This window comes from Pseudonocardia sp. N23, from assembly GCF_002583555.1.
GTDB lineage: Bacteria > Actinomycetota > Actinomycetes > Mycobacteriales > Pseudonocardiaceae > Pseudonocardia.
In genome coordinates this window covers 122,863-146,319 of sequence record NZ_BEGX01000155.1, presented here as the reverse complement: position 1 = coordinate 146,319, position 23,457 = coordinate 122,863, and the positions used below count along the sequence as shown (strand labels likewise).

Sequence of the window (23,457 nt, the reverse complement as noted above, 5' to 3'; positions counted from 1 at the left end):
CGGTCCGGTCAGACCGCGAGCTTGCCGCCGATCGTCTCCAACGCGGCCATCTCCTCGGGATCGAGCCGCTCGACGAAGTGCTGCAACACCCCGGCCAGGTGCGTCCGCGCCGCCACCCGCAGCCGGTTCACCCCCGCCTCGGTCAACGTCGCCGCCACCCCGCGCCCGTCGCCCGCAACCGGCGAGCGGCTCACCAGACCGTCCCGCTCCAGCCGGTCGACCAACCGCGTCACCCCCGAGCGGGACAACAGCACCGCGTCGGCCAGCTCCGTCATCCGCAACCGCCTCCCCGGCGCCTCGGCCAGCTGGACCAGCACGTCGTAGGCGGCCAACGACAGGCGTTGCTCCGCGACAAGTTCGGTCTCCAGGACCCGGGTGATCGTGGCGTGCGCCTTGAGGAACGCCCGCCAGGAGGCGAGCTGTTCGTCGGTCGGCACGGCCCGCCGTCCCCCCGGATCACCGTCGCGGGCGGTACCCGCGGCGGCATCGGCGATGTCCGTCACGTCATCAGATGCTACGGATGCGCCGGTGCGTGCGGGCACGCACGTACGATGGTGGTCTCTCGCCGCGGGCGCCGGCAGGTGTGCCGGTCGCCGTCGGGGCGCCAGCTGGAAGGTGCAACGGAGACCTGATGTCCGTCATGGGGAACACCGGATCGCAGACCGTCGAGCAGGCGGTTCGGGCCGCGCTCGCGAAAGTCGACGACCCGGAGATCCGCAAACCGATCACCGAGCTCGGCATGGTCAAGGGCGTCACGGTGTCCGCCGACGGCGTCGCCCATGTCGCCGTCTACCTGACCGTCGCCGGCTGCCCGATGCGCGACACGATCACCTCCCGCGTCACCGAGGCCGTGTCCGCCGTCGCCGGGATCCGCGAGGTCGACGTCGAGCTCGACGTCATGTCCGACGAGCAGCGCACCGAGCTTCGCCGCAGCCTGCGCGGTGACTCGGAGGAACCCGTCATCCCCTTCGCCCAGCCCGGCTCGCTCACCCGTGTGTACTGCGTGGCGTCCGGCAAGGGCGGCGTCGGCAAGTCGTCGGTCACCGTCAACCTCGCCGCCGCCATGGCCGCGAAGGGGCTGTCCGTCGGCGTCGTCGACGCCGACATCTACGGCCACTCCGTCCCCCGCATGCTGGGCACCGAGGCGCGGCCCACCAAGGTCGAGAACATGATCATGCCGCCGCAGGCCCACGGGGTGAAGGTCATCTCGATCGGCATGTTCGTCGAGGGCAACACCCCCGTCGTGTGGCGCGGGCCGATGCTCCACCGCGCCCTGCAGCAGTTCCTCGCCGACGTCTTCTGGGGCGACCTCGACATCCTGCTCCTCGACCTGCCCCCCGGCACCGGCGACATCGCCATCTCCACCGCGCAGCTCATCCCCAACGCCGAGCTGCTCGTCGTCACCACGCCGCAGCAGGCCGCCGCCGAGGTCGCCGAGCGCGCCGGCTCCATCGCCATGCAGACCAAGCAGCGGCTCGCCGGTGTCGTGGAGAACATGTCGTGGATGGAGCTGCCCGACGGCACCCGCATGGAGGTCTTCGGCTCCGGCGGCGGCGCCACCGTCGCCGACTCGCTCAGCCGCACCCTCGGTGCGCCCGTCCCCCTGCTCGGCCAGATCCCGTTGGAGCCCAGGCTCCGCGAGTGCGGCGACAGCGGGACCCCGATCGTGCTGGCCGACCCCGACTCCCCCGCAGGGACTGCCCTGCGCGACGTCGCCGACAAACTGGCCACCCGCGCCCGCGGCCTCGCCGGGATGAGCCTGGGCATCTCACCGGCGGGTCGCTGAGATCCTGGTTCCTCCTGCAGGAACGGCACCGTCCCGCAACCGGGCTGCGGGACCGTGCCGGTCCTGCAGCCAGGCGTGCTACGCCAGCAGGGCCACGACGCCGATCATCACCGGGACGCTCAGGACCGTCGTCACCAGGCCCGCGTCCCGCGCCAGCGTCACGCCCTGCCGGTAGCGGACCGCGTAGGCGAACATGTTCTGCGCCGTCGGCAGGGCCGCGCAGACCGCGACGGCCAGCAGCCGCGGCCCGGTCATCCCCAGCAGCAGCCCCACCGCGACCGCGATCGCCGGCTGCCCCACGTTCTTCAGCACCGACACCGCCACCAGCGGCGGGCCCACCTCGCCCTGTCCCGGCCGGGCCGCGCCGTGCAACGACACCCCGAACGCCAGCAGCATCCCGGGCACCGCGACCCCCGCCACCAGGTGCACCGGCGCCATCACGACCTCCGGCACCTGCCACCCCGCGAACGCCACGACCAGCCCGGCCGCGGTGGCGATGAAGATCGGGTTGCGCAGCGGCGCGACCATCGTCCGCCACAGCGAGGCGGGCCGTCCGTCCTCGCGGCGGGTGAGCGTGTCCAGCACCGTCGCGCCGATCGGGCCCAGCACCGCCAGCTGGAACAGCAGCACCGGGGCGATCGCCGTCGGATCCTTGAGGACGTAGGTGACGATCGGCAGGCCCAGGTTGCCGGCGTTGACGTAGCCCGACGACATCGCGCCCACCACCGACTCGCCCGCCGGGCGGCGCCGCAGCATCGCGAACACCAGGTACAGGACGCACGCCGCGCTCGACGACACCGCCGTGACCGCCAACGCGCCCGAGAAGACGGCGTGCACGTCGGCGACCGAGAGCGTCGAGAACAGCAGGGCCGGGCTGGCGACGAAGAACGCCGTGCGCGACAGCACCTCCACCGCCGTGGGGCCGAGTAGGCCGGAACGCCCGATCCCCCAGCCGAGGGCCACGATGACGGCGAGCACCAGGAAGCCCTGGAGAACCCCGGTCACCGCTCCGTCACGGATGCCGACGTTAGTGTGCAATGCGCAACGAACGCGCCGAGACGTGTGCGCCGGCACAACCCGTGAGTGGTGATGGTCGCTGGGGCGACCATCACCACTCACGAACCCCGGTGTCGGGCGGACGGGATCCCGGCGTTCACCAGCCGGTAGGTGGGTACTCGACGGCGAGGATGTCCGGGCCGAGCTCGTCCGGGTCGGTCGGGTCCGTGGTCGGGGTGCTGCCGCCCCGGACGACGACGTCGCGGACGAGGTGGACGCCGTGGACGCCGTGGACGCCGAGCCCGATCGTCCCCGGCCCCGGACATCGAGCCCGGCGCTGTCCTGCCGGCGGCCGAGGCTCTCGCCGCGGGCCCTTCGGCGCGTCGCCGCCTTCGCCCGATGGCCCCCTGGTCCGGAACACGGCGCCTCCGGCCTCGAGCAGTCCGGACACACGATTGTCACGCCGGTACGCCGCAACGACCAGGGCCGTTCGACGCACCGGAGTCACTCACGGGTCAGGCCGCGCCGGCGGGTGGGGGCGGGTCGTCGGGGACGTCGGGGGCCGGTCCGGCCACGGTGACCGGGGCGACGTCGAGGATGCGGGCAACGGCGTCGGCCATGTGGGCCTGCAGGGTCGCGACGAGGCGGTCCGCGTCGCCGTCGCGCACGGCGTCGCGCAGGGCGCGGTGGTCGGCGACCAGCTCCGCGGGCGGGGGCGGGTTGTCCTGCAGCGCCGTGAGGCACATCCGGGTCTCGACGAGCAGGGTGTCGGCCATCCGCCGCAGCCGCGGGCTGCCGGAGGCGGCGACGAGCTCGTGGTGGAACCGGTGGTCGGCGTCGGCGAGGGCGACGGCGTCGCCCGCCGCGGCCGCGCCCTCCATCTCGGCGAGCGCCGTGGTGAGGACGGCGACGGCCTCGGTGCGGTCGCCGCCGAGGATCAGCAGGCCGGCGGCGCGTTCGACGGCGTTGCGGGCGGTGTAGACGTCGCGGACGTCGGCGGCGGTGAGATCGCGGACGAACAGGCCACGGTGCCGTTCGCTGCGGACCAGGCCTTCGGCGACGAGGCGCTGCATGGCTTCGCGCAGGGGGCCGCGACTGACGCCGAGGCGGGCGGCGAGCTCGACCTCGCCGAGCTGGGCGCCGGGCGGGAAGGTGCCGCGCATGACGGCTCGGCGCAGCCGGTCGGCGACGATGGCCGCGGTGGAGCGCCGGCTCACGGGTTCGAGGTCGTCGAGGTCCAGCTCCACCGCGTCTCCTTGGTCAGTCCGCCGCGAAGAGTGTGCCGAGCCCGGTCCGGGCGCGGGAGGAGCCGGCGAGCCGCAGTCCCTGCCAGATGCTGACCTGGTTGGCGGTGAGCACCGGCTTGCCGACGCGTGCGTCGAGGCGGTCGAGCAGGTCGACGGTGTGCAGCGCGGTGTCGGGCAGCAGTACGGCCTGGGCGTCGGCGTGGTCGGCGGCGGCGGCGAGGTCGAGGACGAGGTCGCCGGGCAGGGTGCCGACCTCGGCCGCGGTGATGATCCCACGCGCCGACAGGGACAGGACGGTGATGCCGGCCTTGCCGAGGAACTCGACGAAACGCTCGGCGACGTCGTCGGGGTAGGTGGCGCCGACGGCGACGCGGGTGATGCCGAGGCGGCGGCAGGCGTCGACGAAGGCGAACGAGGTGCTGGAGGCGGGGACGCCCGCGACCTCCTGCAGGGCGGCGACCTGGGCGGCGGCGCCGTCCCAGCCGAAGACGAAGCTGCCCGACGTGCAGGCCCAGACGATGGAGTCGAGCGGTCCGGCCTGCGCGGCGACCTGGGCCGCGCCGGTGGCGAGGACGTCGTCGCCCCCGATGTCGAGGAGAGCGTCGACGCGGTGGGCGTCCTCGCGCATCTCGGTGTGGACGAGCGGGAGCCTGCTGCCGTCGCCGAGGAGGGCCTCGGCGCGTGGGTAGTCGTCCTCGGCCGAGTAACCCGGGTACAGGATTCCGACGGTGGTGCTCATGATTGTCGACAATCCTACAAACGTGGGGCCCGGGTCAAGCCACTGACAGCCGCTGCTGTTCGGCGAGCAGCGCCCCGCCGCCGATCGCCGCCCGGCCGATGGCGCGCAGCGCGGCCCACATCGTCACCTGGTTCGCGGTGATCACGGGCTTGCCGAGGGCCTGCTCGAGCGGGTCGATGACGTCGTAGGTCGGCAGGTTGGTGCAGCTGATGAACAGCGCCTCGGCGTCGGGCCGGTCGACGGCCCGCACGATCTGGACGACCTCGTCGTAGCTGACGCGCCAGATGTTGCCGAGCAGGCCCAGGCCCTGCCGCGCGACCGTCTCCACCTCGTGCTCGCCGAGGAACGACGCGAGCCGGTCGGTGACGGCGTCGATGTAGGGGGTGGCGACGGCCAGGCGCCGGATGCCGAGCAGCTGCAGGGCCTCCACCAGCGCACCCGACGTCGTCGACACCGTGGGCGCGCCCGCCTCGAGCATCGTCCGGCGCAGCACGAACTCACCGGTCGCACCGCTGACGAAGCTTCCCGACGTGCATGCGAACGTCACGACACCCGGCCGCGGGGTCAGGACGTCGCGTGTCGCGCGGCGCAGCGCCCGCCGGTCCCCGATCGCGACGGCCATCTCCACGGTCACGGGCGTCGTGAAGAACGGGAGCCGGGTCAGGTAGAGCGAGACGTCGTCCGGGGCCCACCGCCACAGCTCGCGGTCGAGCGCGAAGTCGAACGGCGCGACGACGCCGATCCCGGGCTGATCGTCCGAGGCGGCGCAGCCGGTGAGTCCGACGGAGGGCTCGGTGGGCATGCGCGCCCCCTTCGATCAGCAGACGGTCAGTGTGGACCCGGTCGGTCCGTGATGCGTGAGTACACCAGGCGTTCCCCGACGCTCCCCGACCGCCATACGTCGTGGCACGCCTCCGCCATCACGTCGAGACCCTCGACGATCGACGCGTAGACGTTGCCCGGTACCCAACCGACGTCGCCGTTGATCAACAGGTTGTTACGTCCGTAGAAGATCGCCAGGTCGATGACGCCCGGCAGGTGGTCGATGCCCTGGTCGACCTTGAACGACTTGTCGAGCATGCCGCCGGGGAACGAGAACAGGACGACGTCGCCGGGAATGGGGGTGACGGTCGGGTTCTCCTGGCCGATCTCCTCGCCGAAGCGCGGGACCATCGTGTAGACCTCGTTGCGCGCATACTTGGCGTGCTGGGCCTCGCCCCCGAGCTCGCCCTGGCCGAGCGCCTCCCAGACGGCTGCCGAGGTGCGCGGCGCCTCCTTCTCGAGAAGCTCCGCGACGCAGGACACGCCCCGCTTCTGGAGTTCGATCTTGATGAACCTGGACAACACGATCACCCCGCACTGGATGGTGGGAAGAAGCGCCGGACCGGCCGCAACGCCGCGGATTGTTGACAATCATACGAGCGCTTCCTAGCGTGTCAATGCCGTCCGCTCCACCCCGAGAGGATCACTGCGTGCCCGTTCCTGCAGGTCAGAGCACTGCCGACCTTTCGGCCACCGAGCTGCTCACCGCGTACCGCACGGGCGGGCTCTCCCCCGTCGAAGCCACCCGCGACACCCTGGACCGGATCGCCCGGCTCGACGGGCACGTCAACGCCTTCTGCCTCGTCGACGAGGCGGGCGCGCTCGCCGACGCGCAGGAGTCCGAGGAACGCTGGCGCCGCGGCACCCCGCGCGGCGTGCTCGACGGCGTCCCCACCTCGATCAAGGACATCCTGCTGACGACGGGCTGGCCCACCCGCCGCGGCTCCACCACCACCGACCCGGCCCCCGGGGACGTCGACGGCCCGCCCGTGGCCCGCGTCCGCGAACAGGGCGCCGTCCTGATCGGCAAGACCACCACCCCCGAGCTCGCCTGGAAGGGCGTCACCGACTCCCCGCTCACCGGCGTCACCGGCAACCCGTGGGACCCCACGCTCACCGCCGGCGGCTCGTCGGGCGGCAGCGCGACGGCCGTCGGGCTCGGCATGGGCGCGCTGTCGCTGGGTACCGACGGCGGCGGCTCCGTCCGCATCCCCGCCGGGTTCACCGGCACCGTCGCGCACAAGCCCACCTACGGCCGTGTCCCCCACCACCCCGCCAGCCCCTTCGGCACGCTCGCCCACGTCGGCCCCATGACCCGCACCGTTGCCGACGCCGCACTGCTGCTCGACGTCGTCTCCGGCTTCGACGCCCGCGACGCCTGGGCCCTCGACGCCCCGCCGCGCACCTGCACCGCCGCACTGGGCGACGGCGTCGCCGGGCTGCGGATCGCCGTCAGCCCGACCCTCGGCTTCGCCGACGTCGACGACGAGGTGCGCGCCGCCGTCGAGGCCGCCGCCGCCGTCTTCGCGACGCTCGGGGCCACCGTCGAGCACGCCGACCCCGGGTTCGCCGACCCGGTCGAGTCCTTCGAGACGCTCTGGTTCGCGGGGGCGGCGAAGTCGGTGGAGGCCCTCGACGCCGACGCCCGCTCGCGGATGGACCCCGGCCTCGTCGAGATCGCCGAGCAGGGCGCCCGCTACACCGCGATCGAGTACCTGACGGCGATGGCCGTCCGCAACGACCTCGGGACGCTGATGGGCGCGTTCCACCAGCGCTACGACCTGCTGCTGACGCCGACGCTGCCCATCGCGGCATTCGGGGCGGGCAGGGAGTCGCCCGACGGGCGGCGCTGGACGACCTGGACGCCCTTCACCTACCCGTTCAACATGACCCAGCAGCCTGCCGCCAGCGTGCCGTGCGGGTTCACCGCGGCCGGGCTGCCGATCGGCCTGCAGATCGTCGGCCCCCGCCACACCGACCCGCGCGTGCTGGCCGCCGCCCACGCCTTCGAGCAGGCCACCGACCACCACCGCCGCCGCCCACCCCTGCTGGGCTGAGCCGCCCGGCCCGACCCGGCCCGGGCCGGCCGGCGAACGTGTCCTCAGCGCTGTCGTCCCGCTCCGACGACACGTTCGCCGGGCTCGCCGTTCTCGAACGTGTCGTCAGCGTCGCGTTGCCGCTCCGACGACACGCTCGGCCGTCGGTCATCTCCGAGCGGGTCGGCCGACCGCTGCCGCCCGGTCACCCACGCACGGTCGTGCCGGGAGGACGTCCCGGCGCGACCCGTGACACGTCGGAACGCGGGGGGGGGCGGTGCGTGCCGGGCGCGGGTCAGGTCGCGTCGGGGTCGATCGGGGGGCGCTCGCCGGGGGTCAGCGGCGTCACGGCCGGGCGTTCGGGGCCGGACCCGCTGCCGTTGCCGTTCGCGCCCGAGAGGCCGTTGGGCTTGGTCATGTCGATGCCACCTCGCAGGGGCGGCTTGGACATGTCGATGCCGAAGTCCGAGGATCCGCCGTCGAACAGGGTGCGCTTCACCGCCGCGCGGGGGTTGAAGTCGCGCAGCCCGCGCAGGTCCTCGAGCGGCTTGCGCAGCTCGTCGAACTCCGGGCCGAGCTCCTTCTGCAGCTGTTCGCGGGCGCCGGTGGCGTACTCGCGGACCTGGCGGATGGTGCGGCCCAGCCACGCCGCGGCGCCGGGAAGCCGCTCGGGGCCGAGGATGAACAGCCCGGCGACGACGAGCACCAGGATCTCGCCCCAGCCGACACTGTCGAACACGTCGCCGATGCTACTCGGACGCCGGGCCCGTCAGTCCGAGGCCAGGACGGCGGTGACGGTGAGCGGGCGGCCGTCGCGGACGATCTCGATCGGCACGCTCTGCCCGGGCGCCAGCTCCCGCACGGCGACGACGAGCTCGTCGGCCCCGGCGATGGCCCGCTCCCCCACCGTGAGGATGACGTCGCCCTCGACGATGCCCGCGGCGGCGGCCGCCCCACCGGCCACGACGTTCTGCACCTGGGCGCCGTCGGTGGTGCCGTCGGTGACCGACTTGGCGTTGACGCCCAGGTCGGCGTGCTTGACCGAGCCGTCGCGGATGAGTGCCTCGGCGATGCGGCGGGCGTCGTCGATCGGGATGGCGAAGCCGAGGCCGATGGAGCCGCCCTCGCCCTGGCCGAGGCTGCGGATCGCGGTGTTGATGCCGACGACCGCGCCCGTGGAGTCGACCAGCGGGCCGCCGGAGTTGCCGGGGTTGATGGCGGCGTCGGTCTGGATGGCGTCGATGACGGCGTTGGTGTCACTGCCGCCGCCGTCGAGGCGGACCGGTCGGTTCAGGGCACTGACGATGCCGTCGGTGACGGTGCCGGCCAGCCCGAGCGGGGAGCCGATCGCGAGCACGCCGTCACCCACCGCGAGCGAGGACGAGGAACCGATCTGCGCGACGGTCGGGTTGGCGACACCGACCTTGATGACGGCGAGGTCGGTCTTGGGGTCGCGGCCGACGATCCGGGCGGGGACGCGCTGTCCGTTGCTGAAGACGGCTTCGATCGTCGCGCCGTTGCCCGCGGCAGCGGGCGACACGACGTGGTTGTTGGTGAGGACGTAGCCGGCCGCGTCGATGACGACGCCGGAGCCGGTGCCGCCCTGGTCGCCGACCTTGATCTCGATGGAGACGACGGCGGGCAGGACGCGGGCGGCGATGTCGGCGACGCTGCCGGGCGGGCGTTCCTTGGACTCCGATGTGGAGGTCAGGGTGGCGCCGGGCTCGGTGAGACCTTCGGCGCCGTCGGCGGTGAACCGGCCGACGATGCCGCCGACCGCGCCGACGGCCAGCGCGATCACGGCCAGCAGGATGAGTGCGCGGGGGTGGACGCGGCGGCCGAAGAGCAGCTCGCGGACGCTGAGCCGGGCGCCGGGCGCGGGGGTGGGCCGGTTCTCCTCGTCGCCGGGGGCGGGTTCGCCGAGGTGGACCGGGCTGGCAGGGTTGCGCCAGGGGTCGGCGGTGGCGGGGGCGTCGGGGTCGTCCCAGAACGCGGGGCCGCCGGGTTCGCCCGCAGGTCCCGCGGGCGTCGGCGGGCGCTGCAGGTCGGTGCCCTCGCCGGGGCTGCGGGAGAACGCGGCGGCGAGCGCGGCGGGCGGGGGTACGGCGGTCGCGATGCGGCCGTTGCCCGAGGAACCGTTGCGGGGCGGCGCGAACCCGCCGTCGACGCCGCTGGGGCGGCCGAACACGTCGGCCTCGCCGGGATCGACGGAAGGGCGTTCCAGCGGCCGCGGGGCGAGACGGGGCGGGTCGGATCGCACCGGCGGCACACTCTCGCCACCGGGAGGCGCCGCGGGAGCGGCGGGCTCGACGCGCTGGTGCCGTCCCGATCCCTCGACGGCCGACGTACCGGGCGTACCGGAACCGGAGTCGGGCTCGGGATCGGCGCCGTCGTGCTCGTCGGTCATCGCCGGCCGGCTCCTGGGATCGTGCGGAAGGGACGCCGCTCAGCCTGCCGGATCCGTGGTGAAGTCCGCGTAGCCGCGGTCAGCGCGAGGGCGGCAGGAACGACGGCGCCATGCCGGCGAGCCGGGAGCCGACCTCGGTGTCGCCCAGGTCGGCGAGGTTCGGGTCGGTCGACGCGGCGGGGTCGACGGCCGAGCGACCCGCGAGATTCACGTCGAAGGCCGCAGGCGCCGCGGCGGAGCCCAGGGCGGGCGAGTTCGCGTTCGCGGCGACGGCGGGGATGTCGAGCGACGCCGACGGCGCCGCGAGGGCGAGCGCACCGAGCGCGAGGCCGCTGACCGCGACACCCGCACCGATGCGCAGCCTGCGGCCGTGCCCGAGACGGACCTCGGCGACGGGCGGGCGCGGGTCGGGGGCGGTGCCGCCGAGCGGGCGCATGACCGAGACGAGCTGGCCGTCGGCGGTCACGGCGAGGCCTGCGGGAGCCTCGGGCAGGTCGGCGACCTGCGGGATGTTGCACAGCGACGACAGCAGCGACGACGGCATCGCGGGCGCCGAGGACGAGCTCAGCAGCAGCCGCGTCTGGTCCTGGGCGACGACCTCGTCGGCGCACTCGGAACAGTGCGCGACGTGCATGGCGGCCCGGGCGTGCGCGCCTGCGGCGAGCTCGCCGTCGGCGTAGGCGACGATCGCGTCCAGGGTGAGGTGGTCCTCGCCCCAGTCGGGTGCGTTCACCACGAAGCGCCGTCGCGCGTGGGTCATCCCGCTGCCTCCACAGTCACTCCGGTCCGGACGCCGACCAGGGCGTCGAGCTCGGCCGCCTCGGCACGCCGCCGTTCGAGCGCGCTGCGCAGGGCGGCGCGCCCACGGTGGATCCTGCTCCGCACGGTACCGAGCTTCACACCCAGTGTGGCGCCGATCTCCTCGTACGACAGACCCTCGACGTCGCACAGCACGACGGCGGCGCGGAACTCGGGCGCGAGCTCGTCGAGCGCGGCCTGCAGCAGCGGGTCGAGGTGGGTCTCGGAGAAGACGACCTCGGGCTCGGGGCCCTGGCCGGGGATGCGGTCGGAGTCGTCGGGCAGGGCCTCCATGCGCACGCGGGCGCGGCGGCGGACCATGTCGAGGAACAGGTTCGTGGTGATGCGGTGCAGCCAGCCCTCGAACGTGCCGGGCTTGAAGGACGCGAGCGAGCGGAACACCCGGATGAACGTCTCCTGGGTGAGGTCCTCGGCATCGTGCGGGTTGCCTGTCAGCCGGTAGGCGAGGCGGTAGACCCGGTCGCCGTGCTCGCGGACGATCTCGTCCCAGCTCGGCGGCGTCCAGTCCGCCCCGTCCCCCGGCAGCACGGTGGCGACCGCGGACGACTCGGGGGTCGTCGTCGCGGAACCTGCCTGCACGGCGGTCGGGCGGTCGGTCATCGGTGGGTGCGCCTCCAGGGAGCGGGTCGTGCCTCTCGCTGAACGTTCCACCGGGGGAGTTCGTTCCCGGTGCTGTGCCCGGGCTTCCGGCGGCTGCTGGGTCGACGACCCCGACCCCGCATGGTCCAAGAGTTCCTCAATGTCGTGAAGGGTGTGTGAGAACGGTCTGAGAAGAACCTGTGAAAGCGACCCGCCGGGCTGTCGCGCCGGTCCCGTGCCCGCCTCCCAGTAGCCTTCGCGCCATGACCCGTCCCGAGCCCGCGCGCGCCGATGTGCGGGAGGACGCCCCGGTGGCCGGGCTCGGCCCCGCTCTCGCCTTCCTGGCGGCGACGGTCAGCGCGCGTGCCGTCGTCGAGGTGGGCACGGGCACCGGCTGGGGTGGGCTGTGGCTGCTGCGCGGGATGGCACCCGACGGCGTCCTCACGTCGATCGACGTCGACCCCGAGCAGCAGCGTGCCACCCGCCGCACGTTCCTCGACGCCGGCCACGGCCCGTCGCGGCTGCGGCTGATCGTCGGACTGGCCGGTGAGGTGCTGCCGCGGCTCACCGACGGCGGGTACGACCTCGTCGTCGTCGACGGGGTGCGCACCGAGTACCCGAGCCACCTGGTCGAGGCGATCCGGCTGCTGCGCCCCGGCGGCGTGCTGGCGTTGCACGGCGTCCAGGAGCAGCCGACGGGCGACGGACCCGAGGTCGTGGCGGTCCGCGCGACCCTCGACATGGTGCGCGAGGACCCGCGGCTGGCGCCGGTGCTGCTGCCGCTGGGTGCGGGCCTGCTCTGCGCGAGCCGCCGCGCCTGAGCCGCCCACCAGCGGTTACAGCGCTGTCGCGCCCTTCCCGAGGACGACGACGCCGCCCGGGCTGACGGTGTAGCGGGCCCGGTCGAGCGCCAGGTCGACCCCGACGAGCGCCCCCTCCGGGACCTCGACGTTCTTGTCGAGGATCGCGCCACGCACGACCGCTCCGCGGCGCACGTGTGCGCCCGGCAGCACGACGGAGTCGGACACCTCGGCGCCTGCCTCGATGCGCACGTTGGGGCTGATGACCGACCGCCGCACGATGGCCCCGGAGATGATCGTCCCGGCGCCGACGATGGAGTCCTGCGCGATGCCGCCCTCGACGAACTTGGCCGGCGGCAGCGACGTCGTCACCGACGTGCGGATGGGCCAGCGGTCGTTGTAGAGGTTGAAGATCGGGTGCACCGAGACCAGGTCGGTGTGCGCGTCGTAGTAGGCGTCGAGCGTCCCGACGTCGCGCCAGTAGCCCGAGTCGCGGTCGGTCGCGCCGGGCACGACGTTGTCGGCGAAGTCGTACACCGCGGCGTCACCCTGGCCGACGAGCCGCGGGATGATGTCACCGCCCATGTCGTGGTCGGAGTCGCCGTCCTCGGCGTCGGCGCGCAGCGCGTCGAGCAGCGCCTCGGTGGTGAAGACGTAGTTGCCCATCGAGGCGAACGTCACGTCCGGGTCGTCGGGCACCGACGGCGGGTCCGACGGCTTCTCCAGGAACTCGATGATCTTCCCGTCGGCGTCGGAGTTGATGACGCCGAACGCCTTGGCCTCGGTGCGCGGGACCCGGATGCCCGCGACGGTGACGCCCGCGCCGCTCGCGATGTGCTGGGCGATCATCTGGCCCGGGTCCATGCGGTAGACGTGGTCGGCACCGAAGACGGCGATGTAGTCGGGACGCTCGTCGTAGACCAGGTTGAGGCTCTGGAAGATCGCGTCGGCGCTGCCGGTGTACCAGCGGCGGCCGAGCCGCTGCTGCGCCGGGACCGTGGTGATGTACTGGCCCAGCACACTGGAGAGCCGCCACGTCGTGGAGATGTGCCGGTCGAGCGAGTGCGACTTGTACTGGGTGAGCACGCACAGCTTGTGCAGACCCGCGTTGACCAGGTTCGACAACACGAAGTCGATCAGCCGGTAGTTGCCGGCGAAGGGCACCGCGGGCTTGGCGCGGTCGGCGGTGAGCGGCCACAGCCGCTTCCCCTCACCACCGGCCAGGACGATGCCGAGCACGTTCGCCGGCAGCATGACGGGGCCGGAGCTGAAGCGGGGGGTGGTCATCGACCCACCCCGACTCCGGCGTCGGCGTTCGGTCCGGCGGAGCCCTGTCCCGCCGGGAGGTGCGCGCTCACAGGGCGAACCCTAGTGCTCCGGGGCTCGACCCGGCCACCGCGGGAACGTGCCGTTCGCCTGCGTGTCACCGCCCGGCGATGTCCGTGGACGGGCCGGGACGGTGCGGGGGTGGAGCAAGTAGCGTCTGCGGTCGTGCGCATCGGTCTGCTCACCCGCGAGTACCCGCCGGACGTCTACGGGGGCGCGGGCGTCCACGTGGAGCACCTCGTGCCGGCTCTGCGGGGACTGGTCGACGTCGACGTGCACTGCTTCGGCGACCCGGCCCGCGACGCGCCGGGGGTGACCGCCCACCCGGTGCCCGACGCACTGGCCGACGCGAACCCCGCGCTGCAGACGATGGGCGTCGACCTGTCGATGGTCGCGTCCCTGCACGGCGTCGACCTCGCCCACTCCCACACCTGGTACGCCAACATGGCCGGGCATCTGGCCAAGGTCCTGCACGGTGTCCCGCACGTGGTCACGGCGCACTCGCTGGAGCCGCGCCGGCCGTGGAAGGCCGAGCAGCTCGGCGGGGGCTACCGGCTGTCGTCGTGGGTGGAGCGCACCGCCTACGAGGCGGCCGACGCCGTCATCGCGGTCAGCGACGGCATGCGCACCGACGTCCTGGACTGCTACCCGAGCCTCGACCCGGCGCGCGTCCACGTCGTGCACAACGGTATCGACACGGAGTTCTACCGGCCCGACGCGCGTCGCGACGCAGTGGTCGAGGCCGGGGTGGATCCCGACCGGCCCAGCGTCGTGTTCGTCGGTCGCATCACCCGGCAGAAGGGGCTGGGCCACCTGGTGGCGGCGGCGCACTCGATCAGCTCCGAGGCCCAGATCGTGCTGTGCGCGGGCGCCCCGGACACCCGGGAGATCGCCGAGGAGACCGAGAAGGCGGTCGCCGACCTGCAGGCGGCCCGGCCCGGGGTGGTCTGGGTGCGCCGGATGATGGCGACGACGGAGATCCGCCAGCTGCTGTCCGCGGCCACGGTGTTCGTCTGCCCGTCGGTGTACGAGCCGCTGGGGATCGTGAACCTGGAGGCGATGGCGTGCGGGACCGCGGTCGTCGCCTCCGACGTGGGCGGCATCCCCGAGGTCGTCGCCGACGGCGCGACCGGGCTGCTGGTGCACTTCGACGAGCACGACGTCGACACGTTCCGGGCGAGCCTCGCGGCGGCGGTCAACGAGCTGCTGGCCGACCCGGACCGGGCGTCCGCGATGGGTGCGGCGGGCCGGGAGCGCGCGGTCCGCGAGTTCTCGTGGGGTCAGGCGGCGGAGCAGACCGTCGCGATCTACCGGTCGCTGCGCCCCTGACGCTCCCGAGGGTCAGTTCTCCGAGCCGGCCTTGAGCTTGGCGCGGGCCCGGTGCGCGGCGACGGCGGCGCGGTTCGCGCAGGCGGGCGAGCAGTAGCGCCGGGCCGCGTTGCGCGAGGTGTCGGCGTACACCCGCCGGCAGCCATCGGCCGCGCACACCCCGTGCCGGTCGACGCCGTACTCCGAGACGAGCATCGCGACGGCGAACGCGGTGGTGGAGCGGACCCGCTCGACCAGTGACGCCTCCGGCGGGGCGTAGTGGAAGTGCCAGCCCTCGCCGTCGTGGTCGGACAGGTGCGGGCCGATCTGGACGTCGGCGAGCAGGGCGTTGACGGCGACGGCGGTGGCGTCGAGCGGGGCGCTGCCGTCGGGGACGGTGCCTGCGGACGCGGCGTCGAAGACGGTGCGCAGCCGCCGCGCCCAGGCGCGCAGGGCCGGCTCGGCCGAGGCGGGCGCGCGGGCGGCGAGGTAGCGGTGCGCGACGAGAAGGTCGCGCAGCCGCCTGCCGGACTGCTCGGGCGGGGTGTCGGCGTCACCGTCCGGATCGGCGGTGACGGCGTTGACGAGCGCCACGGCGGCACCGAGCGCGTCACTTTTGTAACCGATGAAGTCCACTGACCTCTTACACCTGCTAGCCTGTTGTCGTAAGGATCGAACTCAATACGCATATTACAGAGGAGACGGCGTGGAATCGCGCTGCACGAAGTGTGGATGGCCCGGCACGGACGCGCGGGTGCTGTCGACGCACCCGACGTCGGAGGGCTGGGTGCGCTACCGCCGGTGCATCTGCGGAGAGGTCTCGATCGAGCTCGTCCGTCTCGGCGCACACACGACGACGGTCGACCCCGTCGCGACGACCTCAGGACACACGGGTCCGCAACAGGCGGGTCAGGAGCATTCGGCTCCGGGGGCACTGCCGGCGCAGAGCGCCATCTCGACCCGGGTCTGAGCCGGGGTCCGAGCCGGGCTCCGCGCGCCCCCGGCGGCGGACCGGGCCACCGGGGACGGGCGTCGGATCAGCCGGACGCGGCCTTGAGCGCCTCGCCCAGGTCGGCCGCTTCGTCGGGGGTCATCTCGACGACGAGACGCCCACCGCCCTCGAGCGGTACCCGCATCACGATGCCCCGGCCCTCCTTGGTCACCTCGAGGGGACCGTCACCGGTCCGGGGCTTCATCGCCGCCATGTCCTGCTCCCTCCGTCACTTCTCGTCCAGGGCCGGTGCGCATGGGGAGCAGCGCACGGGCGGGGATGCTGCGTTCATTCTCCCCCATGGCCCCGCCGGGAGCACAACCGGAGCGATCAACGGTGCCTCGGGGCGCCGACCGCGCACCTCTCCGACCACCGTGGACGCCGACCGGCACCTCCGTCGCGAGTGGACGGCACGCTGCGAGGTCGACCCGCGACGACGCGTGAGCGCGTCAGGTCGGGCCCGCCCGCCAGCACGTCGAGACGTGGTCGTCGACGATGCCGGTCGCCTGCATCAGCGCGTAGCAGGTCGTGGGGCCGACGAAGCGGAACCCGCGACGCTTGAGCTCCTTGGCCATCGCCACCGACTCCGGCGTGGTGGCCGGTACGTCGGACAGCGTGACCGGGCGGGTCCGGCCGGTGTGGTCGGGCGCGAACCCCCACAGCAGGTCGTCGAGAGGTGTGTCGAGGGCGAGGACGGCACGGGCGTTGGCGATGGTGGCCTCGACCTTGCGCCGGTTGCGGACGATGCCCGGGTCGCCGAGGAGACGCTCGACGTCGGCGTCGCCGAACTCCGCGACCGACGTCGGCTCGAACCCGGCGAACGCGGCGCGGAACGTCTCGCGCTTACGCAGGATGACCAGCCACGACAGGCCCGACTGGAAGCCCTCGAGGCTCAGCCGCTCGTACATCGCGGTCGTGCCGCGCAGCGGGGTGCCCCACTCGTCGTCGTGGTAGGCGACGTAGTCGGGCGCCGACGTCGCCCAGCCGCATCGCGACCGTTCCGCCGTCGCGCCGGTCATCCGCCCTGCCCCGTACGGTGGCGCCCCTCGCACTCGCGCGCCATGCGCCGCATCGAGTGCGCGACCCCCGCCTGCATCGCGGGACGCACGACGGGCCAGCCGAGGCGGCCGACGGCGCCGAGCGGGAGGTCGAGCCGTTCGACCCAGCGGAAGCGGCACCGGCCCGGACCGGTGCCGACGACCTCGAACACGCCGTCGCCGCGCACGACTCTGCCGGTGTGGTCGACCACGCACCGGAACGGGCCGTCCGGCCGCTGCTCCGCCCACTCCGTGACGACCATGGTGTCGAGGACCCCCAGCGGCCCGACCCCGGTCACGGCGCTCACCCGGGACCCGACGGACCGGCCGTCGCCCTCGGTGACCTCGACGCGCGTCGCGAGGATCCAGTCGCCCTGGCGCGGCCAGTCCATGACGGTGTCCCACACCAGCTCCGCGGGGGCCGCGACGTCGAGCTCGACGACCAGCTCGGCGCGGCTCACGACAGGTCCTGCGCGCGGTGCGCACCGCGGTCGTGCCCACCGGCGCCGACGACGGACCCGCCGGCGGGAGATCGCTCGTCCTCCGGCGGTGGCTCGTCCTGCCGGGAGTCCTGCTGTGGGTCCTGCCGGGAGTCGTCCTCCGGGGCCTCGTCCGGCGCGGGGACCGCTGTCCAGGCCGGGGTCACCGCCGCCGGCACCGCGTCGGTGGGACCGGTCACGGAAGCCGACCTGCTGTGGCGCCCCGGCGGGCGCTCACCGCCCGGCAGCACCCACCCTCCGGTCGGGGTGTCGACGGGCACCGGGCCGGTACCGGCCTCGCGGTCCTCGACCGTGCGCAGCCGGGCCTCCATCTCGTCGCGCTCCGCACCGAGCCGCTCGACCTCACCGGCCAGCCGGTCGAGCACCCAGTCGACCTCGGCCATCCGGTAGCCGCGGACGGCCTGCGGGATGCGCAGGGCGCGCACGTCGGCACCCGAGACCCTGCCGACGGGCAGCCGGGTGGGCGTCTCCCCCTCGGGGAGTGGCGGCAGCTCCTCGCCCCGGCCGAAGACGGCGACCGCGAGGGCGTAGACGACGGCGGCCACCACGACGACCACCAGGAGGTAGATCAGCGCGGTTCCCATAGTCGTTCAATCACACCACGGGCTCGCGACCGGCACGACCGGGCACCTCCCGCATGGGCGGCCGCTCGATACCGGTGATCTCGACCGGCTGCGGCACCCATTCGCCGTCGACCTGCACGAACTGGACGAGGGGGGCGCCGCTGTCGTGGGCGGCCGAGCGACGCAGCGCCGTCGCGGTGATCTGCCGGGCCATCGCGCCGAGCTGCAGCAGCGAGCGGTTGCGGTGCTTGCGCACGCCGAGGTTGACCTGGGCGATCGCGTCGATGCCGCGGGTGTCGAAGGTGTCGATCAGCAGCCCGATCTCGACGCCGTAGTCGGTGGCGAAGGGCAGCGACTCCAGCAGCTCGCGGGTGGCCGCGTACTCGCCGCCCAGGGGCTGTACGACGGCGGTCAGCGGCGGGCGCAAGGCGGCCAGCAGCGGACGGGCGACCAGCTCGGTGACGCGGCCGCCTCCGTGGTCGAGCGCCTGCACGTCGCCGATCTCGAGCCGCAGCGGGCGCCGGTAGAAGCCCTTGACCAGGCCGACGCCGTCCTCGGCCAGCAGCGGTCCGAGCAGCGCGGGCACGAACGCGGGGTCGACGTCGACGAGGTCGGAGTCGATGAAGCACAGGACGTCGCCGGTGGTCGCGGCGAGCGAGCGCCACAGCACCTCGCCCTTGCCCGCGACGGGGTCGAACCCCGGCAGGACGTCGTCGCGGGCGACGACGCGGGCGCCCGCCGCCGCGGCGACAGCGGCGGTGCGGTCGGTCGAGCCCGAGTCCATGACGACGAGCTCGTCGACCAGCGGCTGCGGACCCCGGGCCAGCGGCGCGATCGCGGCCACCACCCCGCCGACGGTCGCCTCCTCGTCGAGGGCGGGCAGCACGACGGACACGCGGCGCCCCGCCTTGGCGCCGACGAGATCCGCGACCGTCCAGGGCGGGTGCTGCCAGGTGCGGCGGGCGAACCATCCGCTCATGCGAGCGCCCTGACGGTCCGGGCCGGCGGCCGCGTCCCCGCGATCGCCGCGACCATCTCCACGACGCGCCGGGTGGCCGCGACCTCGTGTGCCCGGAACATCCGCGCCCCCGCGGCGGCGGCGAGCGCGGTGGCCGCGAGTGTGCCCTCCAGCCGCTCGGTGACCTCGGCGACCCCGAGCGTCTCCCCCACGAAGTCCTTGTTGGACAACGCCATCAGCACCGGCCATCCCGTCGCGACCAGCTCGTCGAGGCGGCGCAGCAGGGCGAGGCCGTGGAAGGTGTTCTTGCCGAAGTCGTGCGTGGGGTCGACGAGGATGCCCTCGCGCGGCACCCCCATCGCGACGAGCCGTTCCGCCTGCCCGGTCACCTCCTCGACGACGTCGGTGACGACGTCGGCGTAGCGGACCCGGTGCGGCCGCAGCCGCGGCACCGCCTTGCCGGTGTGCGAGCACACGATGCCCGCGCCGGTGGCCGCCGCGACCTCGGCGAGGGTGGGGTCGGCGCCGCTCCAGGTGTCGTTGAGCAGGTCGGCGCCCTCCGCCACGACGAGCCGCCCGACCTCCCCGCGCCACGTGTCGACGCTGATCACGACGTCGGGGTGGCGGTCGCGCACGGCCACGACGAACGGGACGACGCGGCGGATCTCCTCGCCGACGTCGACGTCGGGGCCCGGCCCGGCCTTGACCCCTCCGATGTCGATGACATCGGCGCCCTCGGCCACCGCCCGGTCGACCGCGGCCATCGCCGCGTCGTCGGAGAAGGTGGCCCCGCGGTCGTAGAACGAGTCCGGGGTGCGGTTCACGATGGCCATCACCAGGGCCCGGTCCCCCGCGACGGTGCGGGTACCGAAGCGCAGCACGGAACGGGTGTCGACGCCGTCGATCGTCACGACACCGATGCTGTCACGTCGGGCCGTGGGGCGCAGGCGTCCAGCGCGTCGGTCACCTTCGTGGCGACGACCAGCTTCTCCATCGCGGCAGGGCCGGCGAAGCCGCGGTCGACCAGGCCGCGGACCCAGTCGAGCAACCCGGTCCAGTGCCCGTCGGGGTCGAGCAGCACGACCGGCTTGTCGTGCATGCCCAGCGTCGCCGACGTCCAGACCTCGAAGAGCTCCTCGCAGGTGCCGATACCGCCCGGCAGGGCGAGGAACGCCCCGGCGTGGGCCTCCATCAGCGCCTTGCGTTCGCGCATCGTGTCGGTGACGACGAGCTCGTCGGCGGCCGTGTCGGCCACCTCCCGGTCGACCAGTGCCCGCGGGATGACCCCGAGGGTGCGCGACCCGCCCGCCCGGGCCGCGGCGGCGACCGCGCCCATCATGGAGACGCGCCCGCCGCCGGAGACCAGGTCCCAGCCCCGGACGGCCATCGCGGTGCCCACCTCCGTCGCCAGCTCCACATAGCGGTCCGGAACCGAGAGCGACGACGCGCAGTACACACAGACGCCGAAGCGTGCGCCGGTGACGTCCCGCATCAGTGCACGTCCTCCCAGGCCCGGTACGCCTCGTGGACGACCTTCACGGCGTCGTCGACGTCGTCGGTGAGGTGCAGCAGCGTGAGGTCCTTGTCGCCGACCTTGCCGCCGTCGAGGACCGCGCCCGCGATCCAGTCGTAGAGGCCCTTCCAGTAGTCGACGCCGAGCAGCACGACGGGGAACTTCGTGACCTTCTTCGTCTGCACCAGGGTGAGGGCCTCGAACAGCTCGTCGAGCGTGCCGAACCCACCGGGCAGGCACACGAAGGCCTGCGAGTACTTCACGAACATCGTCTTGCGTGCGAAGAAGTAGCGGAAGTTGATCCCGAGGTCGACCCAGTCGTTGAGGCCCTGCTCGAACGGCAGCTCGATGCCCAGCCCGACGCTGAACCCGCCCGCGTCCTTGCAGCCGCGGTTCGCGGCCTCCATCACCCCCGGCCCCCCGCCGGTGATGACGGCGAACCCGTTGTCCGCCAGCGCCTTGCCGAGCTGGCGGCCCTGCTCGTACTCGGGGTGCTCCCGCGGCGTGCGGGCCGAGCCGAACACCGTGACGGCGCGGGGCACCTCGGCCAGCGCGCCGAAGCCCTCGACGAACTCGGCCTGTATCCGCAGCACCCGCCACGGGTCGGTGTGCACCCAGTCGGACGGTCCGCGGGAGTCGAGCAGCCGCTGGTCGGTGGTGGTGGCCTCGTTGCGGTGCTCGCCGCGCAGGACCACCGGGCCGCGCTGCTTCTCCTCGGGTCGTCGTCCCCCACTTGCTGTCATCAGGCCACGATACGGACGCGCGGGCCCACCCGATCGACGACGCGGCGACCTCCGGGTGAACGCGTGTCAGTCGGTCAGGAACCGGCGGAGGATCTCGGTGGCGTCGGTGATGCGGGTGACGTCGACGTGCTCCTCGCGGGTGTGGGCGAGGTTCGGGTCGCCGGGGCCGTAGTTGATCGCGGGGATGCCCAGGGCGGCGAAACGGGAGACGTCGGTCCAGCCGTACTTGGCGCGCGGGGTGGCGCCCGTCGCGGCCAGGAACTCCTGTGCCGCAGGGGCCGCGAGCCCGGGCAGCGCGCCGGGCGACAGATCGGTGACCGTCACGTCGAAGCCGTCGAGGACCTCGCGGACGTGGGCGACGGCGGTGTCGGCGGAGCGGTCGGGGGCGTAGCGGAAGTTGACGGTGACGACGGCCTCGTCGGGCACGACGTTGCCCGCCACACCGCCGGTGACCTTGACCGCCTGGAGACCCTCGCGGTACTCGCAGCCGTCGATGTCGACGCGGCGCGGGCTGTAGGCGGCCAGCCGCGCCAGCACCTCGCCGGCGCGGTGGATGGCGTTGTCCCCCAGCCAGGACCGGGCCGAGTGCGCGCGCCGCCCGATGGTGCGGACCTCCGCGCGCAGGGTGCCCTGGCAGCCCGCCTCGACCATGCCGTCGGTGGGCTCGCCCAGGATGGCGAGGTCGGCCCGCAGCCAGTCGGGCAGCTCGCGCTCGATGCGGCCCAGCCCGTTGCGCGTGGCCTCGATCTCCTCGCAGTCGTAGAACACGACGGTGAGGTCGTGGACCGGTTCGGTGAGCGTGACGGCGAGGTGCGCGATGACGGCGTCGCCCGCCTTCATGTCCGACGTGCCGCAGCCGTAGAGGAGGTCGCCGTCGCGGTGTGAGGGCACGTTGTCGGCGATCGGGACGGTGTCGATGTGCCCGGCGAGCAGGACCCGGCGCGCGCGGCCGAGGTTCGTGCGGGCGAGCACCGCCGCACCCGAGCGGACGACCTCCAGGTGCGGGGCCTGCGTCCGCAGCGCGTGCTCGATCGCGTCGGCCAGCACACCCTCGTCGCCGGAGACGCTGGGGACGTCGACGAGCGCGGCGGCGAGCGCGACGGGATCGGCGGTGAGGTCGAGCGCGGGGGCGGTGGTCGTCACGCCCGGGGACGGTACCGGGCGCTCGCCATCGTGCAGGAAGGGCACTTTCCCGCAGCTCAGTTGCGGGAAAGTGCCGTTCCTGCAATCACGGGGCGGACTGCCGCCGCCGGGCCGGGAGCGGCTACCGTTGGGGGGTGAGCACCGCATTCCGCACCGAGAGCGCGTCCGGCACGGGCCTGGCCACCGTCACGAGCGACGGGACCGTCCTCGACGTCTGGTACCCGGCACCGGCGCTGGGTGCGGACGCCCCCGACACCACCGCCGACCTCGCGCCGGTCGCCGGCGACGACGACGCCCGCGGCGTCACGGTCACGGTCGTGCGCACGACGATCGGGTCGCTGGCCGACGCACCGGTCGACGCGGCCGACGTCTACCTGCGGCTGCACCTGCTGTCGTGGCGGCTGGTCCGCCCGCACGAGGTCAACCTCGAGGGTGTGTTCGGGCTGCTCGCCAACGTCGTGTGGACCAACCACGGCCCCTGCATGCCCAAGGGGTTCGAGGCCGTCCGGGCGCGGCTGCGGGCCCGCGGCCCGGTCACCGTGTACAGCGTGGACAAGTTCCCGCGGATGGTCGACTACATCGTCCCGCCGGGGGTGCGGATCGCCGACGCCGACCGCGTCCGCCTCGGCGCGCACCTGGCCGAGGGCACCACGGTCATGCACGAGGGGTTCGTCAACTACAACGCGGGCACGCTGGGCGCGTCGATGGTCGAGGGCCGGATCTCCGCGGGCGTCGTCCTGGGTGAGGGCGCCGACCTCGGCGGTGGCGCGTCGACGATGGGCACGCTCTCGGGCGGCGGCAAGCAGGTCATCTCCGTCGGCGAGCGCTGCCTGATCGGCGCCAACGCGGGCATCGGCATCTCGCTCGGCGCCGACTGCGTCGTCGAGTCCGGGCTCTACATCACCGCGGGCACGAAGGTCTCGCTGCCCGACGGCACCGTCACCCCGGCGCGGACCCTGTCCGGGCAGGACGGCCTGCTGTTCCGTCGCAACTCGCAGACCGGCGCCGTCGAGGCCCTGCTGCGCACCGGCGAGGGCATCACCCTCAACGCGGCCCTGCACGCCAACTGACGCCACGGTGATCGGGAGCGGTCCCGGCACGTTCATCCGGTTCCTCTAGGGTCTGCACCCGTGTCGCCCGCTCC

Annotated in this window: 26 protein-coding genes; 5 read left to right on the top strand and 21 right to left on the bottom strand. The window is 73.6% G+C overall.

From position 1 onward, the window contains the following. Positions 1 to 8 precede the first annotated feature (8 nt). The gene (locus TOK_RS31195) at positions 9 to 503 is read right to left on the bottom strand and encodes a MarR family winged helix-turn-helix transcriptional regulator (RefSeq protein ID WP_098961555.1); all 495 of its coding nucleotides are present in this window, start codon (positions 501 to 503) and stop codon (positions 9 to 11) included. A 128-nt stretch (positions 504 to 631) separates the two neighbouring features. Here TOK_RS31195 and TOK_RS31190 point away from each other — a divergent pair, with 128 nt between their 5' ends. Further along, positions 632 to 1,786: an Mrp/NBP35 family ATP-binding protein gene (locus tag TOK_RS31190; RefSeq protein ID WP_172457887.1), complete on the top strand. Its 1,155-nt coding sequence runs from the start codon at positions 632 to 634 to the stop codon at positions 1,784 to 1,786. A 78-nt stretch (positions 1,787 to 1,864) separates the two neighbouring features. Here the strand turns inward: TOK_RS31190 and TOK_RS31185 are convergent, their stop codons facing one another. The 5 genes from TOK_RS31185 to TOK_RS31160 form a co-directional block, all read right to left on the bottom strand. After that, entirely contained in the window at positions 1,865 to 2,791 is a 927-nt protein-coding gene (locus TOK_RS31185) for an AEC family transporter (RefSeq protein WP_098961554.1), read from the bottom strand. A 506-nt stretch (positions 2,792 to 3,297) separates the two neighbouring features. Beyond that, a complete protein-coding gene (locus TOK_RS31175) occupies positions 3,298 to 4,023 on the bottom strand; it encodes a GntR family transcriptional regulator (protein WP_216362174.1) in 726 nt (241 codons plus the stop codon). 19 nt (positions 4,024 to 4,042) lie between these two features. Next, positions 4,043 to 4,768, bottom strand: coding sequence for a maleate cis-trans isomerase (locus TOK_RS31170; protein WP_098961552.1), 726 nt, complete (start codon positions 4,766 to 4,768; stop codon positions 4,043 to 4,045). Between the two features lie 34 nt (positions 4,769 to 4,802). After that, complete coding sequence (locus TOK_RS31165; RefSeq protein WP_098961551.1) at positions 4,803 to 5,570, bottom strand: Asp/Glu racemase; 768 nt, start codon at positions 5,568 to 5,570, stop codon at positions 4,803 to 4,805. 26 nt (positions 5,571 to 5,596) lie between these two features. Continuing rightward, positions 5,597 to 6,112 (bottom strand): DUF3830 family protein, encoded by a 516-nt coding sequence (locus tag TOK_RS31160; protein ID WP_172457895.1) that lies wholly within the window; start codon positions 6,110 to 6,112, stop codon positions 5,597 to 5,599. 128 nt (positions 6,113 to 6,240) lie between these two features. Between TOK_RS31160 and TOK_RS31155 the strand changes: the two genes are divergently transcribed. Further along, positions 6,241 to 7,647: an amidase gene (locus TOK_RS31155; protein WP_253258777.1), complete on the top strand. Its 1,407-nt coding sequence runs from the start codon at positions 6,241 to 6,243 to the stop codon at positions 7,645 to 7,647. 274 nt (positions 7,648 to 7,921) lie between these two features. On the opposite strand, the gene tatB is transcribed toward TOK_RS31155, so the two are convergent. The 4 genes from tatB to sigE form a co-directional block, all read right to left on the bottom strand. Beyond that, entirely contained in the window at positions 7,922 to 8,365 is a 444-nt protein-coding gene (tatB, locus tag TOK_RS31150) for a Sec-independent protein translocase protein TatB (RefSeq protein WP_098961549.1), read from the bottom strand. Between the two features lie 30 nt (positions 8,366 to 8,395). Then, positions 8,396 to 10,033: a S1C family serine protease gene (locus tag TOK_RS31145; protein WP_141566641.1), complete on the bottom strand. Its 1,638-nt coding sequence runs from the start codon at positions 10,031 to 10,033 to the stop codon at positions 8,396 to 8,398. 79 nt (positions 10,034 to 10,112) lie between these two features. Continuing rightward, positions 10,113 to 10,793, bottom strand: a complete 681-nt coding sequence (locus TOK_RS31140) for a zf-HC2 domain-containing protein (RefSeq protein WP_098961548.1) — start codon at positions 10,791 to 10,793, stop codon at positions 10,113 to 10,115. Continuing rightward, complete coding sequence (gene sigE, locus TOK_RS31135; RefSeq protein WP_098961547.1) at positions 10,790 to 11,452, bottom strand: RNA polymerase sigma factor SigE; 663 nt, start codon at positions 11,450 to 11,452, stop codon at positions 10,790 to 10,792. Before sigE ends, TOK_RS31140 begins: the two co-directional genes overlap by 4 nt. A gap of 242 nt (positions 11,453 to 11,694) precedes the next feature. Here sigE and TOK_RS31130 point away from each other — a divergent pair, with 242 nt between their 5' ends. After that, entirely contained in the window at positions 11,695 to 12,252 is a 558-nt protein-coding gene (locus TOK_RS31130) for an O-methyltransferase (protein WP_098961546.1), read from the top strand. A 15-nt stretch (positions 12,253 to 12,267) separates the two neighbouring features. On the opposite strand, the gene glgC is transcribed toward TOK_RS31130, so the two are convergent. Further along, positions 12,268 to 13,518: a glucose-1-phosphate adenylyltransferase gene (gene glgC, locus TOK_RS31125; protein ID WP_216362167.1), complete on the bottom strand. Its 1,251-nt coding sequence runs from the start codon at positions 13,516 to 13,518 to the stop codon at positions 12,268 to 12,270. A gap of 204 nt (positions 13,519 to 13,722) precedes the next feature. On the opposite strand from glgC, the gene glgA reads away from it, so the two are divergent. Then, positions 13,723 to 14,886, top strand: a complete 1,164-nt coding sequence (glgA, locus tag TOK_RS31120; RefSeq protein WP_098961545.1) for a glycogen synthase — start codon at positions 13,723 to 13,725, stop codon at positions 14,884 to 14,886. Positions 14,887 to 14,898: 12 nt separating this feature from the next. On the opposite strand, the gene TOK_RS31115 is transcribed toward glgA, so the two are convergent. From TOK_RS31115 to dapE, 10 genes are all read right to left on the bottom strand, one after another. Beyond that, positions 14,899 to 15,501 (bottom strand): CGNR zinc finger domain-containing protein, encoded by a 603-nt coding sequence (locus TOK_RS31115; RefSeq protein ID WP_098961544.1) that lies wholly within the window; start codon positions 15,499 to 15,501, stop codon positions 14,899 to 14,901. Positions 15,502 to 15,902: 401 nt separating this feature from the next. Next, on the bottom strand, positions 15,903 to 16,070 hold the full coding sequence (locus TOK_RS31105; protein WP_098961542.1) for a DUF3117 domain-containing protein: 168 nt from the start codon (positions 16,068 to 16,070) through the stop codon (positions 15,903 to 15,905). 235 nt (positions 16,071 to 16,305) lie between these two features. Further along, positions 16,306 to 16,875 (bottom strand): DNA-3-methyladenine glycosylase I, encoded by a 570-nt coding sequence (locus TOK_RS31100; protein WP_098961541.1) that lies wholly within the window; start codon positions 16,873 to 16,875, stop codon positions 16,306 to 16,308. Further along, the gene (locus TOK_RS31095) at positions 16,872 to 17,354 is read right to left on the bottom strand and encodes an SRPBCC family protein (protein WP_098961540.1); all 483 of its coding nucleotides are present in this window, start codon (positions 17,352 to 17,354) and stop codon (positions 16,872 to 16,874) included. The genes TOK_RS31100 and TOK_RS31095 overlap by 4 nt, the downstream gene beginning before the upstream one ends. Further along, on the bottom strand, positions 17,351 to 17,977 hold the full coding sequence (locus TOK_RS35185) for a DivIVA domain-containing protein (protein WP_098961539.1): 627 nt from the start codon (positions 17,975 to 17,977) through the stop codon (positions 17,351 to 17,353). Before TOK_RS35185 ends, TOK_RS31095 begins: the two co-directional genes overlap by 4 nt. A 10-nt stretch (positions 17,978 to 17,987) precedes the next feature. Then, positions 17,988 to 18,935 carry a glucosyl-3-phosphoglycerate synthase gene (locus TOK_RS31085; protein ID WP_098961538.1) on the bottom strand — a complete coding sequence of 316 codons (948 nt, stop codon included), beginning with the start codon at positions 18,933 to 18,935 and terminating at the stop codon, positions 17,988 to 17,990. Then, positions 18,932 to 19,747 carry a dihydropteroate synthase gene (folP, locus tag TOK_RS31080; RefSeq protein ID WP_098961614.1) on the bottom strand — a complete coding sequence of 272 codons (816 nt, stop codon included), beginning with the start codon at positions 19,745 to 19,747 and terminating at the stop codon, positions 18,932 to 18,934. Before folP ends, TOK_RS31085 begins: the two co-directional genes overlap by 4 nt. Positions 19,748 to 19,821: 74 nt before the next feature. Beyond that, positions 19,822 to 20,406, bottom strand: coding sequence for a TIGR00730 family Rossman fold protein (locus TOK_RS31075; RefSeq protein WP_098961537.1), 585 nt, complete (start codon positions 20,404 to 20,406; stop codon positions 19,822 to 19,824). Next, positions 20,406 to 21,170, bottom strand: coding sequence for a TIGR00730 family Rossman fold protein (locus tag TOK_RS31070; RefSeq protein WP_098961536.1), 765 nt, complete (start codon positions 21,168 to 21,170; stop codon positions 20,406 to 20,408). The genes TOK_RS31075 and TOK_RS31070 overlap by 1 nt, the downstream gene beginning before the upstream one ends. A gap of 66 nt (positions 21,171 to 21,236) precedes the next feature. After that, positions 21,237 to 22,313 carry a succinyl-diaminopimelate desuccinylase gene (dapE, locus tag TOK_RS31065; RefSeq protein ID WP_253258776.1) on the bottom strand — a complete coding sequence of 359 codons (1,077 nt, stop codon included), beginning with the start codon at positions 22,311 to 22,313 and terminating at the stop codon, positions 21,237 to 21,239. Positions 22,314 to 22,447: 134 nt separating this feature from the next. Here dapE and dapD point away from each other — a divergent pair, with 134 nt between their 5' ends. Beyond that, positions 22,448 to 23,383: a 2,3,4,5-tetrahydropyridine-2,6-dicarboxylate N-succinyltransferase gene (gene dapD / locus TOK_RS31060; protein ID WP_098961535.1), complete on the top strand. Its 936-nt coding sequence runs from the start codon at positions 22,448 to 22,450 to the stop codon at positions 23,381 to 23,383. Positions 23,384 to 23,457 lie beyond the last annotated feature (74 nt).